The following is a 15118-nucleotide window of genomic DNA, read 5'->3' on the forward strand; positions in this document are numbered from 1 at the left end:
TTCCTCAACTGTCTGAAGCCTAATCAAATTTTTCCCCCAATAATAACTAGTATTTGAAAAATACATTTTGTCCTCCGTACTAATTTCATAAGCCTTCGATTAAAAATGTATTAATACATCGACAGGGGTGGCTGCCATGTATATAGATGGTGTTTTTTCAGGGGGAGGCATTAAAGGTTTTGCGCTAATCGGTGCCTATGAAGAAATCGAAAAGAGGGGTTTCCGCTTTAAAAGACTAGCAGGTACGAGCGCTGGATCTATCATAGCGTCTTTAATTGCTGCTAATTATTCAAGTAAAGAGGTTTACGAAATGCTTGATGAATTAAATCTGGAAAAATTTCTTGATCCACGAAAGACGTATATACCTCTTGCCGTTACAAAATGGATTTTGCTTTTTTGGCGTCTCGGCTTATATAAAGGGGAGGAGCTTGAGAAATGGTTAGCAGAAAAGCTTGCGGACAAGGGGGTTAGGAAGTTTTCAGATCTCCCTCCACAAGCCTTGCGTGTCATAGCATCAGATTTAACGAATGGCCAGCTTATCGTATTGCCTGATGATTTAATTAAGTATGGAATTGACCCGGGCTCCTTTTCAGTAGCAAAAGCGATCCGCATGAGCTGCAGCCTTCCGTATTTTTTCGAACCAGTAAAGCTATATTCTAACCGTAACGCAAATGTCATCGTGGATGGCGGTGTATTAAGCAATTTTCCAATGTGGCTATTTGACAAAGATAATGTCAAAAAAGTTCGGCCAGTGTTAGGCGTGCAATTAAGCCATAGTGTTAGTGAACATCCTCAGCATAAAATCCGAAATGCGATTCAAATGTTTGAAGCATTGTTTGAGACAATGAAAGAGGCTCATGACTCTCGATATATTTCTAGAAAACATGCTAGTGATATTATTTTTATCCCGACAGAAGGAGTATTAACGACTGAATTTCATTTAACCTCTGAGAAAAAGCAACAACTTGTTGATTTAGGTAAAAAATGTACAAAGCAATTCTTCTCACAATGGAGTTATTAGTAAAATAAAAAGATCGAGCCAGTTAAAGCGAAGCTCGATCTTTCTTTTTACCTTTTTTTCCTTCAATAACAGTTAAATGTGTTGAAGATTTTTTTCTAGTCCGTTTAATGGAAGTTAAAGAACCGGAGCTTGCCTTGCGGCTGCTGCCCTTTCCAGCATCGGGCTGGTTAAATCGTTTCTTTGATTTCTTTGCTGCTCGAACAAATGCTCGCTGCTCTTGTTTCTTAGGGCTAGATCTATTAAAACGTTTAAAGATGTAAAACACGATAGCACCAACTAATAAAATGACAGCTATTCTCCGCAAAAAACCGGCAGGATTTGAAATCATGCTGGATGTTATTCCTAAAACAGCTAGGAGAACGAGACCAGAGATTACGAATAGTGTAATCCGATTTTTCAAGAAAGCCACCTCCCTATGAGCATGATGAGCATTTTTCCATTCTTTTAAACTTATGAAGATTAAAAAATTAAACGATTTCTTCTGTTTTTAATTGTGCTTCTGAAGCCTTTTCTTTTTCTAATAATTTTTCAAATGATAAAATAGCTACTTCTACTTGATCGTCTTTAGGTTCTTTTGTTGTAAGAAGCTGCAGCCATAGGCCAGGAATTCCTAAATATTTTAATACAGGGACATTTCTAACTTTGTTTGTTAATTGCAAAACTTCGAATGAAATGCCGAGTACTACAGGAATAAGGGCAAGCCGGTTAAGGACCCGTACATATAATGGCTCAGTTGGTACGAGTAAATAGACAAAAACCCCTATGATCACTGTGAATAATATGAAACTGCTTCCACAGCGGTAATGCAGTCTTGATTGGGCTTGAACATTTTCTACTGTAAGCTCTTTTCCATTTTCAAATGCGTTAATTACCTTGTGCTCTGCACCATGGTATTGAAACACCCTTTTGATGATAGGGGTTAATGACACAAAGTATATATATGCAAGCAGCAACAGCAGTTTGAAAAAGCCTTCTACAAGGATTTGGGCAAAATGTCCGGGGAATATTGGCTTAGTCAACTCAGCTAAGAAAACAGGAACGAGAGTAAAGATAAACTTTCCGAAAAGAAAGGAAAGAACACCAACCGCAGCGACACCTAGCCACATTGTTAATTTGGAGCCTTCTTGTTCATTTAATTTTTCATCATCGCTCGGATCCAAATCATATCTTTCGGTTGAAAAGTTTAAGTGTTTGGAGCCATTTGCGCTTGCCTCAATTATGGCAATAATCCCTCTGAGAAATGGGATTTTTTTGATTAATTGTAAGGAAGTATTCGATTTACGGGGAAGCTCGAAATATTCTATAGAGTCGTCTTTGCGACGGACAGCAGTAACATAATGATGCTTTCCGCCAAACATAACTCCTTCTACAACTGCTTGACCTCCGTATACAGGTTTTTGATTTTTTGACATGTGTAATTGCACCAACCTAATTTGAACTCGGAATGTAACAGCTAAATAAACAAGGGTGCATTTCAAATTCACCTCATTAGTTTAAACATAAAGTATGCTTGAAAACCTTGTTCAAAGTGTGAATACATCTAAAGCTGTATGTACCTATCTTTATTCTACTAGAAATCCAAAAAAACCTCTAGGAATGACTAAATATTTAATTTTAAAATAATATAATTTTCTTAGGAAGAAATATATAACCAAGCAGGAAGCCTTAATTCATTTTCATATGCAAGTGAATAATCGCATAAGGACATAATATAAATGGAGGTGGAAAAGATGGCAGAAGATAAGCAAACTGATCTTAAAGAAAGTGAAAAGCCGATGTCTTTCTTGACAATGGTTATATTAACAGGATTGATTGGAGGGATATTTTGGAGCGGGATTGGTTATTTTTTTCATTATATTAACTTAACAGAAATACACCCGAAGGTCATATTAGATCCATGGACAATTGGAGATTGGAAGGACAGCTGGCTCGGAACGGTCATTTCCCTTCTGATTATCGGTGCAATCTCAATTGTAGCAGCACTCATTTATTATGCCGTGCTAAGAAAGCTTCCTAGTATTTGGGTGGGTGTTCTTTATGGGATTGTTCTTTTTCTGTTAGTCTTTTTTGTGCTAAATCCGATTTTTCCTGGGATAAGCCCTTTCAATGAACTGGGGAGAAATACGATTATTACATCTATATGTTTATATGTATTATATGGTGTATTTGTCGGATATTCGATTTCTTATGAAGAGGGCGAAGTGAAATATAAAGAAAGCAGAGAAAAAGAAGCGAAATCCTAAAGGTAATTGACCTATAGGAAAGATGAATGATTGCGCAATTTGGTTTTTCATGGTAGTTAAAATAAATTCAATTGTGATAGAATGTTCTTGGTGAATTATTCGGCTGTACGTTTACTATTAGATAATAGCAATAGTCAGCTTACTTAGGGGGAGAAGAAAAAATGGAAAAGCTTCAGAAACTCCGTTCGGTTCTAGAACGGTTAGGCATTGATGGTATGCTGATTACAAGTGAGTTTAATCGCCGCTATATGACAAACTTTACTGGTTCTGCAGGTGTTGTTCTGATCAGTGGAGAAAATGCACAATTTATTACTGATTTCCGTTATATTGAACAGGCAACAGCGGAATGTGAAGGCTATGAAATTGTTAAACATGCAGGCTCCATCCCTGATGAGGTAGCTGAACAAGCAAAGAAACTAGGCATTAAAAAGCTTGGTTTTGAACAGGATCATTTAACTTTTTCTGCTTACAAATCTTATGAAAAAGCAGTAGAAGGAGAATTAGTACCCGTATCCGGCGAAATTGAAAAGTTACGCTTGATTAAGAGTGAAGCGGAGATTAAGATATTAAAGGCAGCAGCTGATATAGCGGATGCTGCATATAAACATATTCTTGAATTCATTCGTGCCGGCATAACGGAGCTTGATGTGTCGAATGAATTAGAGTTCTTTATGAGAAAAGCTGGTGCTGCTTCATCTTCTTTTGATATTATCGTTGCTTCCGGCTACCGCTCTGCACTTCCGCATGGGCGAGCCAGCGACAAAGTAATTGAAAAAGGCGATTTCGTTACATTAGATTTTGGTGCGTATTATAATGGATATATTTCAGATATCACGAGAACTCTTGCGGTTGGAGAGCCTGACGCCAAGCTTAAAGAGATTTATGATATTGTTCTACAAGCACAATTACGAGGAATGAACGGCATTAAGCCAGGAATGAGCGGGAAAGAAGCAGATGCCTTGACACGCGATTATATAACTGAAAAGGGCTATGGTGAAAACTTCGGACACTCGACTGGTCATGGAATTGGACTAGAAGTTCACGAAGGACCAACACTTTCCTTTAAATCAGATATAATTCTAGAACCTGGCATGGTCGTAACCGTTGAGCCGGGCATTTATATCCCTGGACTTGGCGGAGTTCGGATTGAAGACGATACGGTAATTACGAAAGACCATAATGAATCGCTTACTCATTCAACAAAAGAACTAATCATTTTATAATGCGCACCATTGGCGAATGAGCAAGCAAAGACATGTTACACAATTAGGAGGATTTTTTAATGATTTCTGTTAATGATTTTCGTACAGGCTTAACGATCGAGGTAGATAACGGAATTTGGCGTGTTATGGATTTCCAACACGTTAAACCAGGAAAAGGTGCAGCTTTCGTACGTTCAAAACTGCGCAACCTTCGCAATGGAAACGTTCAGGAAAAAACGTTCCGTGCAGGTGAAAAAGTGGCAAAAGCACAAATTGATAATAGAAAAATGCAATACCTATATGCTAATGGCGATCAGCATGTCTTTATGGACAATGAATCATATGATCAAATTGAATTACCGGCATCTGCCATTGAATATGAATTGAAATTTCTTAAAGAAAACATGGAAGTTCATATTTTAATGTATAATACAGAAACTTTAGGAGTGGAGCTTCCAAATTCAGTTGAGTTGGAAGTAATTGAGACAGAGCCTGGTATTAAAGGAGATACAGCTTCTGGCGGTTCTAAGCCCGCAAAGCTTGAAACAGGCCTTATTGTTCAAGTGCCTTTCTTCATCAACCAAGGAGATAAATTAATTATCAATACAGATGAAGGCACATACGTATCTAGGGCGTAGTTAATGACCTGAAAAGGTCACTAAAGCCTTACATTGTAAATGGTTTCCACTTGAAGTTTTCAGCCATATTACGTATTATAAGTATACAGAAGCTGCGTTGTTCGCTTGTATATGAAGTTTCAACCTTTATATTTATTAAGGGAGTTCAACACCATTACTTGAAAAACATGCCTTCAATGAGAGGACGTTTGTGAAGTAATTGCGGACACCCACCTGGAGGAGCAGGTATGAAACTCCATATAAATCGGCGGCAAAGGCGGCTATACATATGGATACTTAAGCAATAACCATTTGGTTATTGCTTTTTATATATTATTGAAAATAAGTATACTCAGCTATAACCTCACTGCTCACTTCTAATGTACCTGGCTGAATGGCCGTGGCTGCTTCACTTTTAACAAACGCGGTTGTATGAATCGGAAAAGGCTCTCCGCGCTGCAGCCCCAATTCAGATATTAAAATGGGGGTATTATTCAGTTGAACTCCCAACGTTTTTGCAATCGCTTCAGCCTTTTGGAACGAATGGATAACAGCAAAAGCTAATGCTTGTTGTTCATATTGGCTTGGATTACTCACAGAAAATTTAATGCCAGTGACTATGTTAGCCCCATTTTTTACCGCCGTATCAACGGCTAAACCCGCCTTCTCTATATCACTAATCGTAATAAGCAGCAGATGTTCTACTCTGTAACCTCTGAAGATTTGTTTCCCTTCTATAAAATCATATTGTGGAAAAATGGAATAATTCACCGTTCGTATTTGCTCGTCGTTTATACCTATTGAATTTAGGGCGTTTTTTATTTTTGCTATTGCGGCAGCATTATCGTTCTGAGCTTTCTCTAATTGAACATCCTCTGTCGAAACTCCTAATGTGATTTCAGCCCTATTTGGTGCCGCTGTTACTTTTCCTAAACCGGAAACTCTGATGATATTTTGTTTTTTTCCACCACAAGGAGGTATTCTTAAGGATGGCTGTTGGTAATACATTACTTTCCCTCGCTTTCCGTATATAACGATTTGTAAATATATACGGCTATAGGAAATAGAACATTCGAATAATTTTTTTTACTCCCATTCATAGCCCATTAATTCAGCAATTTTCTTAGGGATATCCGTATTATCCAGCACTCCATTAAAAAACTCTGCTCCTTTTCCATATGCAAACAGTGGGATTGGATTGGCTGTATGCCCCCCTGTGGAACTACTTATGGACCGTATGGATGGGTCAGCGATTCCCGCGTGATAATGTTTAGCTATTATACTTCCCAATACCCAGGCTGCCTGATGCTGCGGGTAGACTGCTCCTTGTGCATTCTTTACCCTTTCATTCAATAGAGTCATTTCATCAGCCGTTAATTCGATATTTGCATATTTTTTTACCGTGTTTTGTACACTATTTGGTTCAAACTCCAATGAATTAGTTTTTCTGATAAACTTACTAACCATATATTCAGGCGTGGCCTTCACTTCTTTAAGACCTTCAATGTTTAACGGCTCTGTCGCAGAAATACCCATTGTTTCATGATCAGCAACAACGAGTACGAGGGTGTTTCCTTCTCTTCTTGCCCAATTCACGGCATATTTCACAGCATTGTCAAATTCAATGACTTCCTTCCAGACACTTGTTAAATCTGCTGCATGTGAGGCGTGGTCAATACGTGCTCCTTCAGACATTAGAAAAAAGCCCTTTTCTCCTTTAGATAAAAACTCAATCGCTATTTCAGTCATTTCTTTTAAGCTAGGTTCCTGACTCCTTAATAATTTTCGATCTAATTTAAAACTCATATAAGAAGGATGGAATAGACCAAGCATTCTATTGCCTTTCGCTGCTAGCAATTCATCACGAGTAGAAACAAAAGTATACCCATCATGAATAGCCTCTTTTATCAAATCTCTTCCATTTTGACGGTCTGCCCGAAAAAAATCAGCCCCTCCACCTAACAAAACATCTACTTTATTTTCGAGCTGCTGGCGAGCAATCTCATTTTGGCGAGTCCAACGGTTTTTGACACTGGCAGTAAACGCAGCCGGTGTGGCATCTGTAACTGTATTAGTAGAGATCACACCTGTTTTCTTATCGTGACTTTTAAATAGATCAAGAATACTATCAGATTCATGCCCATCTGCTGTTATTCCAATCATTCCATTATTTGTCTTTTTCCCTATAGCTAAAGCTGTTCCCCCCGCAGCCGAATCAGTAACGGCATAATTAGCTGAAGACGTATGGACAAGTGAAACAAATGGAAGGGATTCAAGAAAAAGCCGACCCTCTTTCCCATATTCCATTTGTCTGGCAATTTCAATTTGCCCCATCCCCATTCCATCTCCAATTAAAAGTATGACATTTTTGGGGCCGGAATCACGGTAGCTGTTATTAATTTCCTCATTTCCTTCTGCAAACGTAAAAGCATGAAAGCCAATTCCGAAAATGAGAATAGCAATGAAAAGCCAAAAGTTACTTTTTTTCATTCGGGAATCCCTCCTCTTAAATTACTTCTTTATTTTTTGTGAAACAGGCTATTAATACTCAAAATAAACAAATCAAAGTCATATTGTTTCAAAGCAGGCATACATTTTAAGTAGTAAGATGCTAGTCCTATTAGAAAATGGGAGGAACAATGCTTTGGAAACGATTCTAGCTTTTTTGCCGAAAAATATTTCAGAAAAAATGATGCATATTTCGCCTCCGCAATTAAATGAATTGGAAGAGATACGTGTACGAATTAACCGCCCGCTTGAATTAACGATTAAAGGACAACCACTATTTATCCCTTATGTTGTTAAGCAAGAGGATGCTCTGCATTTATTAAACAAGATTAGTCATTTCTCTATTTATACCCTTGAGGAAGAATTACGCAGAGGGTATATCACGATTGAGGGCGGACATCGTGTCGGTTTAGCAGGAAAAGTCATCCTGGAGAATGGAAGTGTAAAGGCGATAAGAGATATTTCTTCCTTTAATATTCGTATTGCCAGAGAACAAATTGGGATAGCAGATAAATTGATTACGAACTTGCTGGAAAATGGCTCATGGCTTCATACGATGATCATTGGACCTCCGCAAACGGGAAAAACAACCTTGCTTCGTGATATGGCAAGAATCATTTCCAGCGGCGACAAAAATAATCGCTTTCCGGCCTTCAAGGTTGGAATTATTGATGAACGATCTGAAATTGCAGGCAGTGTGAATGGCATTCCTCAAATGACATTCGGTCCGCGAATAGATGTTTTGGACGCTTGCCCAAAAGTCGAGGGCATGATGATGATGATCCGTTCAATGAGTCCTGATGTCCTCATTGTTGATGAAATCGGGAGAAAAGAAGATGCAGAAGCGATCATGGAGGCTGTAAATGCGGGAATCAAACTCATCATGACCACACACGGAAACTCATTAGAAGAAATACGAAATAGGCCTACAATGAAGCCCATCATTGAGATGGGAATATTTCAGCGGTTTATTGAATTGACAAGAAAAAATGGCCCCGGAACTATAGCAGGCCTAAAGGATGGGAATGGAAAAGGGATTATACATGAAGTGAGAGTGACCTAAATGTTTAAATTAATTGGTGCCGTCTTTATTATCGTTGCCACGACATGGGCCGGATTTGAAGCAGCTAGGCATCTGCATGAAAGGCCACGCCAGCTTAGGCAGCTGAAATCTGCACTACAGTCATTAGAAGCTGAAATTATGTACGGGCATACTCCACTGCATGAAGCGGCAAGAAGGCTCTCGGCTCAATCGGCAAAGCCGTTGTCTAGGTTCTTTGAAACTTTCGCAATCAAACTAACAAATACTGAAACAACAGTGAGGGATGCATGGGAGCAAAGTCTAAAGGAAATTTGGAAGATGACTGCTTTGAAGCAAGGCGAGTTTGAAATAATGAAACAATTTGGAGAAACATTAGGCCGCCATGATCGAAAGTCGCAGCAAAAGCAAATCATGCTGACATTATCACACTTAGAACGAGAAGAGAATGATGCCTACGACAAACAAGCCAAATATGAAAAGATGGCGAAAAGTCTAGGATTTCTTTCAGGATTGTTATTAATCATTTTATTAATGTAAAAGACTTAAAACACATACTTGGAGCAAAGCATGCTGCTTGATTTTCATAGGAGGGAATAGGATGGGCCTTGAGGTTGATATTATTTTCAAAATTGCGGGAGTCGGAATTGTTGTCGCTTTTCTTCATACAATTCTCGATCAAGTTGGAAAAAAGGAATATGCCCAGTGGGTGACACTGTTTGGATTTATATATATTTTGTTCATGGTTGCCTCCATCGTAGATGACCTATTTCAGAAAATTAAATCGGTGTTTTTATTTCAGGGCTAAGGGAGGTCTTTGCCATTGAAATCTTGCAAATAGTCGGAGTCGCACTTGTAGCAACCTTTCTTGCATTAATTGTAAAGGAACAAAAGCCAAACTTTGCTTTTTTGCTCATTGTATTTGTCGGCTGTGCGATTTTTCTTTTTTTAGTCGACCAAATTTATGCCATTATTCACATGATTGAAAGAATTGCAATCAATGCAAAAGTGAACATGATCTATATTGAAACGATATTAAAAATTATTGGAATCGCCTATATTGCAGAATTTGCGGCTCAAATTACGAAGGATGCAGGCCAAGGAGCCATTGCTTCAAAAATTGAACTTGGAGGAAAAATTCTTATTCTGGCAATGGCAATCCCGATATTAACTGTCATGATTGAAACGATTATTCAAATGATCCCTGGTTAATAAATAGATGCGGCATTTTTCTTAAAAGAGGTGTAACGAATGAAGCAACGGCTGCAGAAAATATTATTTCTCAATCTACTATTCTTCTTTTTACTAATACCAAGTGTACAAGCCTCTTTGCAAACAGAAGAAGTAAATAAAACAATAAGTCCGCAAGCACTTGTGAATGCTCAGTTGGATTCTCTCAATATAGATGAATTAAAAAGCTTTTGGGAAAAAATCAGCAGTGAGTATGGAGGTTTTTTGCCAGAAAGCCAAAAAGGAAGTCTCTATGACTTTCTAAAAGGAGAGAAGAAATTTTCCTTTAAAGACTGGACATCAGGCTTCATGAAATTTATCTTCCATGAATTTATTGTTAATGGAAAACTATTAGGATCACTCATATTACTAACCATATTCAGTATGTTTCTGCAATCACTGCAAAACTCTTTTGAAAAGAGCACGGTCAGCAAGGCAGCTTATGCAATCGTATTTATGGTCCTAATCATCCTGGCATTAAATAGTTTTCATGTAGCCATTAGCTATGCTCAGGAAGCAATTGATACGATGATTTCCTTTATTTTGGCGCTTATTCCTTTATTGCTCGCTTTAATCGCTTCATCAGGGGGGCTCGTATCGGCTGCGTTTTTCCATCCAGTCATTCTTTTTTTAATGAATATGAGCGGATTATTAATTCAATATGTCGTATTGCCTTTATTATTCCTGTCAGCATTGCTCAGTATTGTCAGTGTCATGTCAGAACAGTACAAGGTAACACAGCTTGCAAATTTATTAAGAAATGTAAGTATTGGCCTGCTTGGTTTGTTCTTAACCGTATTCTTGGGAGTGATTTCGGTTCAAGGAGCATCTGCAGCAGTAACAGATGGTGTGGCGATCAGGACGGCTAAATTTATTACCGGCAATTTCATACCGGTGATCGGCAGAATGTTTACAGACGCTACAGATACTGTCATTAGTGCCTCTGTCTTACTAAAAAATACAGTAGGAATTGCTGGAGTAGCCATCCTTATTCTAATTGCGGCATTTCCCGCAATCAAAATTCTCATGATTGCGTTTATATATAAATTTGCGGCTGCTATTTTACAGCCTTTAGGCGGCGGGCCTATTATCTCATGCCTTGACATTATTAGTAAAAGTGTCATCTATGTTTTTGCTGCACTTGCTGTTGTTTCCCTCATGTTCTTTCTAAGTATCACTGTAATCATTGCAGCTGGAAACTTGACGATGATGGTCAGGTAGGGAGGTAAGCGAAATGGATTTTATTAAAGAATGGATTACAAATATTATTTTATTTGTCCTATTAGCCACAGTGATCGATATGCTGCTACCAAATTCAAATTTGCAAAAGTATACAAAAATGGTGACAGGGCTTTTACTGATTGCCGTTATATTAACACCTGTATTAAAGCTGATTTCAAATGATTTCGAAAAAGTGCTTGCTTCTGTACCTGCAATGGATGGGCCAGGAGAAAAAAACTTAGAAAATTCAATTGAAATGAAGAAAAGAGAAATACAAGCCTGGCAAGACGCATATATTCTAGAAGACATGGCTGTCCAATTAGAAAAGCTAGTGGAAGAGGAGCTGATGACACAGTATCAGTTAGAAATTTCTAGAATTGATGTTGAAGTTAATGGAAAAGCCGATAGCACTTTCCCGGAAAACCTCCAAAAGGTAACAGTGCAGCTGAAGGTTAAAGACGAAAAAAAGGAAGCTGTAGAAGTGGTTAAAAAAGTTGAAATCAATACGCGGGAATCTCTTCCTTCGAACAGTCCAAACAACGAAACTGAAAAAATTGCCTCTTTATTAGCTGAAAAGTGGAATGTGAATGAAGAAAAAATTGAAGTTCGAGTAGAAGGAGGGAAGTTAAAAAAGAATGGATAAAGATAAAGGGCCTTTCACACTATTAAAAAAATGGCTTTCTAAAGACGATCAGCCGGATAAAAAGCCTGGAAAGTATCAATATTTGCTTCTTGTCCTCCTCTTTGGGGCAGCCATTATGCTGATAAGCAATATGTTCTTTAATGATAAGTCTTCCAATGCAAATATACCTGTCATGAATAATAAGCAGGAAGCGAATGAGGAAGAGAATGTACCAGCTTTTGGCCAGAAGCAGAAGGCGGGCAATGATATGATTGCTGCTTATGAAAGGGCATATGAAGCCCAGTTGAAGGAAGCTCTCGATGCCATCGTTGGAGTAGAGGATGCGACAGTGGTTGTTAACGTTGATGCGACTGAATCGAAGATCCTTGAGAAGAACAGAACGAGCAAAACACAAGTTACCAATGAAACCGATCGTGAAGGCGGCAAGAGAGATGTCGAGGATATTTCAAATGAAGAGCAGCTAGTCATTACAAGAAATGGAGAAGTTGAGGTTCCGATTGTAATAGAAACAAAGAAACCTAAAATCAGAGGGGTTCTTGTCGTTGCAAAAGGGGCTGATAATATACAAGTGAAAAAATGGATCATAGAAGCAGTAACACGTGCCTTGGATGTACCTAGCCACAGAGTTGCAGTTATGCCAAAAAAAACTAAGGGGGATTCATGATGTTATTAAAAAAACAAACAGTCTGGTTATTAACGATGTTGAGCTTAGTGGTTGTCTTGTCGGTGTATTATATTACTTCACCTGAGCAAAAGGGTCAGAATTTAGCCGATTCAACTGAAAAAGCTGAGCAGTCATCAAATGAAACAGCAGCAACAGAGAATTTAGACGATAGCGAAGTCATTACGAATGCTTCTGGTGATGAAATGTTTGAAGCTTTGCGCCTGAAGCTGAATGATGAGCGCAGTAAAATGATTGAAGAGTTATCAACTAAGATGGCCAATACCGAGCTTCCTGCTGAAGAAATCAGTGCGGCAAAAGATCAGATTGACCAGCTTGATGCCCTTGCTAAAAAAGAAGAAATGCTGGAAATGTTAATTCGCTCGATGAATTATGAAGATGTACTAGTACGTGCAGAGGGGAAAAATGTTCGTGTGACTGTGAAAGCGAAAGAACTTTCCCGCTCAGCTGCAAACGACATTATTCGTGAAGTAAACAACGAAATTGGCGGCCTTCAAGCAGTTACAGTTGAATTTAAAGCGCCAAAATAAATAACTTCAATACATGCAAATAATAGCGGAACCCATGTGGGGCCGCTATTTTCGCTGTTTTAATTGAAACTCACCTGGGTATATCTGCTAAAAACTTTAACATATAGCTAGAAAATATGGAAAAAATTCGTTGAGAAGAGGGTAATTGGGCATAATTATTATTCATAGTCGCAATACATGATTGAATTTCAATAAGATTTTATCGTATGATATTAGTAGCTAGTCATAAATTATTCTACGGGTTCATTATTCATTAGGTGAATTAGCCAGGAATATATGAACTTAAGTGAAAACAAGGGGTGCCCAATATGTTAAAAGTACAAGAAATTCGTGAGCTTATTAAGCTTGTTGATCAGTCAAATATTGATGAATTTGTATATGAGCATGAAGGATCAAAAATAAAAATGAAAAAGAAAGCCGCTGAAGCAGTTGTAGTTCAGCCTGCGAAAATTGCAGTTCAGGAAGTTCAAGTTCCACAGGCAGTACAACCAGAGGCTGTTAAACATGTTCCAGCTGTTGAAACGGCTGTTCAGGAACCTTCTAAGGCAGCAGAGGATCATACGAAGAATCTACATAAAATTGTTTCTCCAATGGTTGGAACATTCTATCAATCCTCATCTCCAGATGCAGATCCATATGTAAAGGCTGGTTCTAAGGTTTCTAATGATTCCATTGTTTGTATCGTAGAAGCAATGAAGCTATTCAATGAAATCGAAGCGGAAGTCAATGGGGAAATTGTTGAAGTACTAGTGAAAGATGGCCAACTGGTAGAATACGGCCAGCCATTATTTTTAGTAAAAGCAGAATAAGGAGCGGTAACAGGATGATTAAAAAACTGCTAATTGCAAACAGAGGAGAAATCGCTGTTCGAATCATTCGTGCATGCCGCGAAATGGAGATTGAAACTGTCGCCGTCTTTTCTGAGGCTGACAAGGAAGCCCTTCATGTCCAGCTTGCTGATGAAGCATACTGCATTGGGCCAACAGCGTCTAAAGATAGTTATTTAAATTTCACGAATATCATTAGTGTCGCAAAGCTAACAGATTGTGATGCGATTCACCCAGGGTATGGTTTCCTAGCGGAGAATGCAGATTTTGCTGAGCTATGCCGTGAATGCAATATTATTTTCGTCGGGCCAACGCCTGAGGCCATTACAAGAATGGGGACGAAAGATATTGCAAGAGAAACAATGAAGGAAGCAGGCGTCCCAATTGTTCCTGGTTCGAATGGAATTATTAAGGATATTGAGGAAGCAATAGAGCTTGCTAACAAGATCGAATATCCGGTTATTATTAAGGCAACAGCAGGCGGCGGCGGAAAAGGAATTCGTGTAGCCCGTAATGAGCAAGAGCTTATTAAAGGAATTACGATCACCCAGCAGGAAGCTTTAACAGCATTCGGCAACCCAGGTGTGTATTTAGAGAAGTATATTGAGGATTTCCGCCATGTTGAAATTCAAGTTCTAGCTGATACGTTCGGAAATACGCTGCATCTTGGAGAAAGAGATTGCTCGATCCAAAGACGGCTGCAAAAGCTATTAGAAGAAACACCTTCCCCAGCATTGGATGGGGAAACACGTGAAGAAATGGGAAATGCAGCAGTAAAAGCAGCAAAAGCAGTTGATTATACAGGCGCTGGGACGATAGAATTTATATATGATTACCGAAATCGTAAATTCTACTTTATGGAAATGAATACTCGGATTCAAGTTGAGCATCCAGTTACTGAAATGGTTACTGGGGTTGACTTGATTAAGGAACAGATTAAAGTGGCGTCAGGTGAAAAACTAAATTTCACGCAGCAAGATGTGTCTTTTAACGGTTGGTCCATTGAATGCCGAATTAATGCTGAAAATCCTGAGAAGAACTTTATGCCATCAGCAGGTAGAATTAATATGTATCTTCCACCAGGCGGTTTAGGAGTTCGTGTGGATTCCGCTGCATATCCGGGATATATGATTCCTCCTTTTTACGACTCTATGATTGCAAAGGTAATCACCTATGGGGCAACAAGGGACGAAGCGATCGCCCGAATGAAAAGAGCGTTAAGTGAATTTGTTATTGAAGGTGTGCACACGACTATTCCGTTCCATTTAAAGCTTCTTAGTCATGAGAAATTTGTGGATGGTCAATTTAACACTAAATTCTTAGAAATGTATAATGTTATGCAGAAAGAAGACTAA

General features: G+C 38.6%; 18 protein-coding genes and 1 other RNA gene. 15 read left to right on the forward strand and 4 right to left on the reverse strand.

The features are described from left to right. The first annotated feature begins 136 nt into the window (after positions 1-136). The gene (locus tag AR328_RS08790) at positions 137-1021 is read left to right on the forward strand and encodes a patatin-like phospholipase family protein (RefSeq protein WP_066293641.1); all 885 of its coding nucleotides are present in this window, start codon (positions 137-139) and stop codon (positions 1019-1021) included. Between the two features lie 22 nt (positions 1022-1043). Here AR328_RS08790 and AR328_RS08795 read toward each other — a convergent pair whose 3' ends face one another. Both AR328_RS08795 and AR328_RS08800 read right to left on the reverse strand, forming a co-directional pair. Next, positions 1044-1430 carry an SA1362 family protein gene (locus AR328_RS08795; protein ID WP_331457166.1) on the reverse strand — a complete coding sequence of 129 codons (387 nt, stop codon included), beginning with the start codon at positions 1428-1430 and terminating at the stop codon, positions 1044-1046. Positions 1431-1488: 58 nt separating this feature from the next. Then, positions 1489-2433 carry a DUF1385 domain-containing protein gene (locus AR328_RS08800; protein WP_066293653.1) on the reverse strand — a complete coding sequence of 315 codons (945 nt, stop codon included), beginning with the start codon at positions 2431-2433 and terminating at the stop codon, positions 1489-1491. Positions 2434-2751: 318 nt separating this feature from the next. Between AR328_RS08800 and AR328_RS08805 the strand changes: the two genes are divergently transcribed. The 4 genes from AR328_RS08805 (at position 2752) to ssrS (ending at position 5371) form a co-directional block, all read left to right on the forward strand. After that, the gene (locus AR328_RS08805) at positions 2752-3264 is read left to right on the forward strand and encodes a YqhR family membrane protein (protein ID WP_066293657.1); all 513 of its coding nucleotides are present in this window, start codon (positions 2752-2754) and stop codon (positions 3262-3264) included. A 161-nt stretch (positions 3265-3425) separates the two neighbouring features. Further along, the gene (locus tag AR328_RS08810) at positions 3426-4487 is read left to right on the forward strand and encodes a M24 family metallopeptidase (protein ID WP_066293661.1); all 1062 of its coding nucleotides are present in this window, start codon (positions 3426-3428) and stop codon (positions 4485-4487) included. Positions 4488-4546: 59 nt separating this feature from the next. Beyond that, positions 4547-5104: an elongation factor P gene (efp, locus tag AR328_RS08815; protein WP_066293664.1), complete on the forward strand. Its 558-nt coding sequence runs from the start codon at positions 4547-4549 to the stop codon at positions 5102-5104. 86 nt (positions 5105-5190) lie between these two features. Next, positions 5191-5371, forward strand: a non-coding RNA gene (gene ssrS / locus AR328_RS08820) — 6S RNA. Between the two features lie 45 nt (positions 5372-5416). Here the strand turns inward: ssrS and AR328_RS08825 are convergent. Together AR328_RS08825 and AR328_RS08830 are read right to left on the reverse strand one after the other, a co-directional pair. Beyond that, positions 5417-6091 (reverse strand): SIMPL domain-containing protein, encoded by a 675-nt coding sequence (locus tag AR328_RS08825; protein WP_066293666.1) that lies wholly within the window; start codon positions 6089-6091, stop codon positions 5417-5419. 78 nt (positions 6092-6169) lie between these two features. After that, positions 6170-7573, reverse strand: coding sequence for an alkaline phosphatase (locus tag AR328_RS08830; RefSeq protein ID WP_066293669.1), 1404 nt, complete (start codon positions 7571-7573; stop codon positions 6170-6172). 154 nt (positions 7574-7727) lie between these two features. Between AR328_RS08830 and spoIIIAA the strand changes: the two genes are divergently transcribed. The 10 genes from spoIIIAA (at position 7728) to accC (ending at position 15118) form a co-directional block, all read left to right on the forward strand. Next, entirely contained in the window at positions 7728-8654 is a 927-nt protein-coding gene (gene spoIIIAA / locus AR328_RS08835) for a stage III sporulation protein AA (RefSeq protein ID WP_066293672.1), read from the forward strand. Beyond that, positions 8655-9170, forward strand: a complete 516-nt coding sequence (gene spoIIIAB / locus AR328_RS08840; RefSeq protein WP_066293678.1) for a stage III sporulation protein SpoIIIAB — start codon at positions 8655-8657, stop codon at positions 9168-9170. Positions 9171-9231: 61 nt separating this feature from the next. Then, complete coding sequence (spoIIIAC, locus tag AR328_RS08845) at positions 9232-9438, forward strand: stage III sporulation protein AC (RefSeq protein WP_009794945.1); 207 nt, start codon at positions 9232-9234, stop codon at positions 9436-9438. Positions 9439-9452: 14 nt separating this feature from the next. Next, entirely contained in the window at positions 9453-9842 is a 390-nt protein-coding gene (gene spoIIIAD / locus AR328_RS08850) for a stage III sporulation protein AD (RefSeq protein WP_191969118.1), read from the forward strand. A 39-nt stretch (positions 9843-9881) separates the two neighbouring features. Next, positions 9882-11081 carry a stage III sporulation protein AE gene (spoIIIAE, locus tag AR328_RS08855; protein WP_066293684.1) on the forward strand — a complete coding sequence of 400 codons (1200 nt, stop codon included), beginning with the start codon at positions 9882-9884 and terminating at the stop codon, positions 11079-11081. Positions 11082-11094: 13 nt separating this feature from the next. Next, on the forward strand, positions 11095-11724 hold the full coding sequence (spoIIIAF, locus tag AR328_RS08860) for a stage III sporulation protein AF (protein WP_066293687.1): 630 nt from the start codon (positions 11095-11097) through the stop codon (positions 11722-11724). Next, a complete protein-coding gene (spoIIIAG, locus tag AR328_RS08865) occupies positions 11717-12388 on the forward strand; it encodes a stage III sporulation protein AG (protein ID WP_066293689.1) in 672 nt (223 codons plus the stop codon). Before spoIIIAF ends, spoIIIAG begins: the two co-directional genes overlap by 8 nt. Continuing rightward, on the forward strand, positions 12388-12936 hold the full coding sequence (locus tag AR328_RS08870; protein ID WP_066293692.1) for a SpoIIIAH-like family protein: 549 nt from the start codon (positions 12388-12390) through the stop codon (positions 12934-12936). The genes spoIIIAG and AR328_RS08870 overlap by 1 nt, the downstream gene beginning before the upstream one ends. A gap of 308 nt (positions 12937-13244) precedes the next feature. Then, on the forward strand, positions 13245-13745 hold the full coding sequence (gene accB / locus AR328_RS08875) for an acetyl-CoA carboxylase biotin carboxyl carrier protein (protein WP_066293694.1): 501 nt from the start codon (positions 13245-13247) through the stop codon (positions 13743-13745). Positions 13746-13759: 14 nt separating this feature from the next. Beyond that, entirely contained in the window at positions 13760-15118 is a 1359-nt protein-coding gene (gene accC / locus AR328_RS08880; RefSeq protein ID WP_066293697.1) for an acetyl-CoA carboxylase biotin carboxylase subunit, read from the forward strand.

This window comes from Bacillus sp. FJAT-29937 (assembly GCF_001509555.1).
GTDB lineage: Bacteria > Bacillota > Bacilli > Bacillales > Cytobacillaceae > Cytobacillus.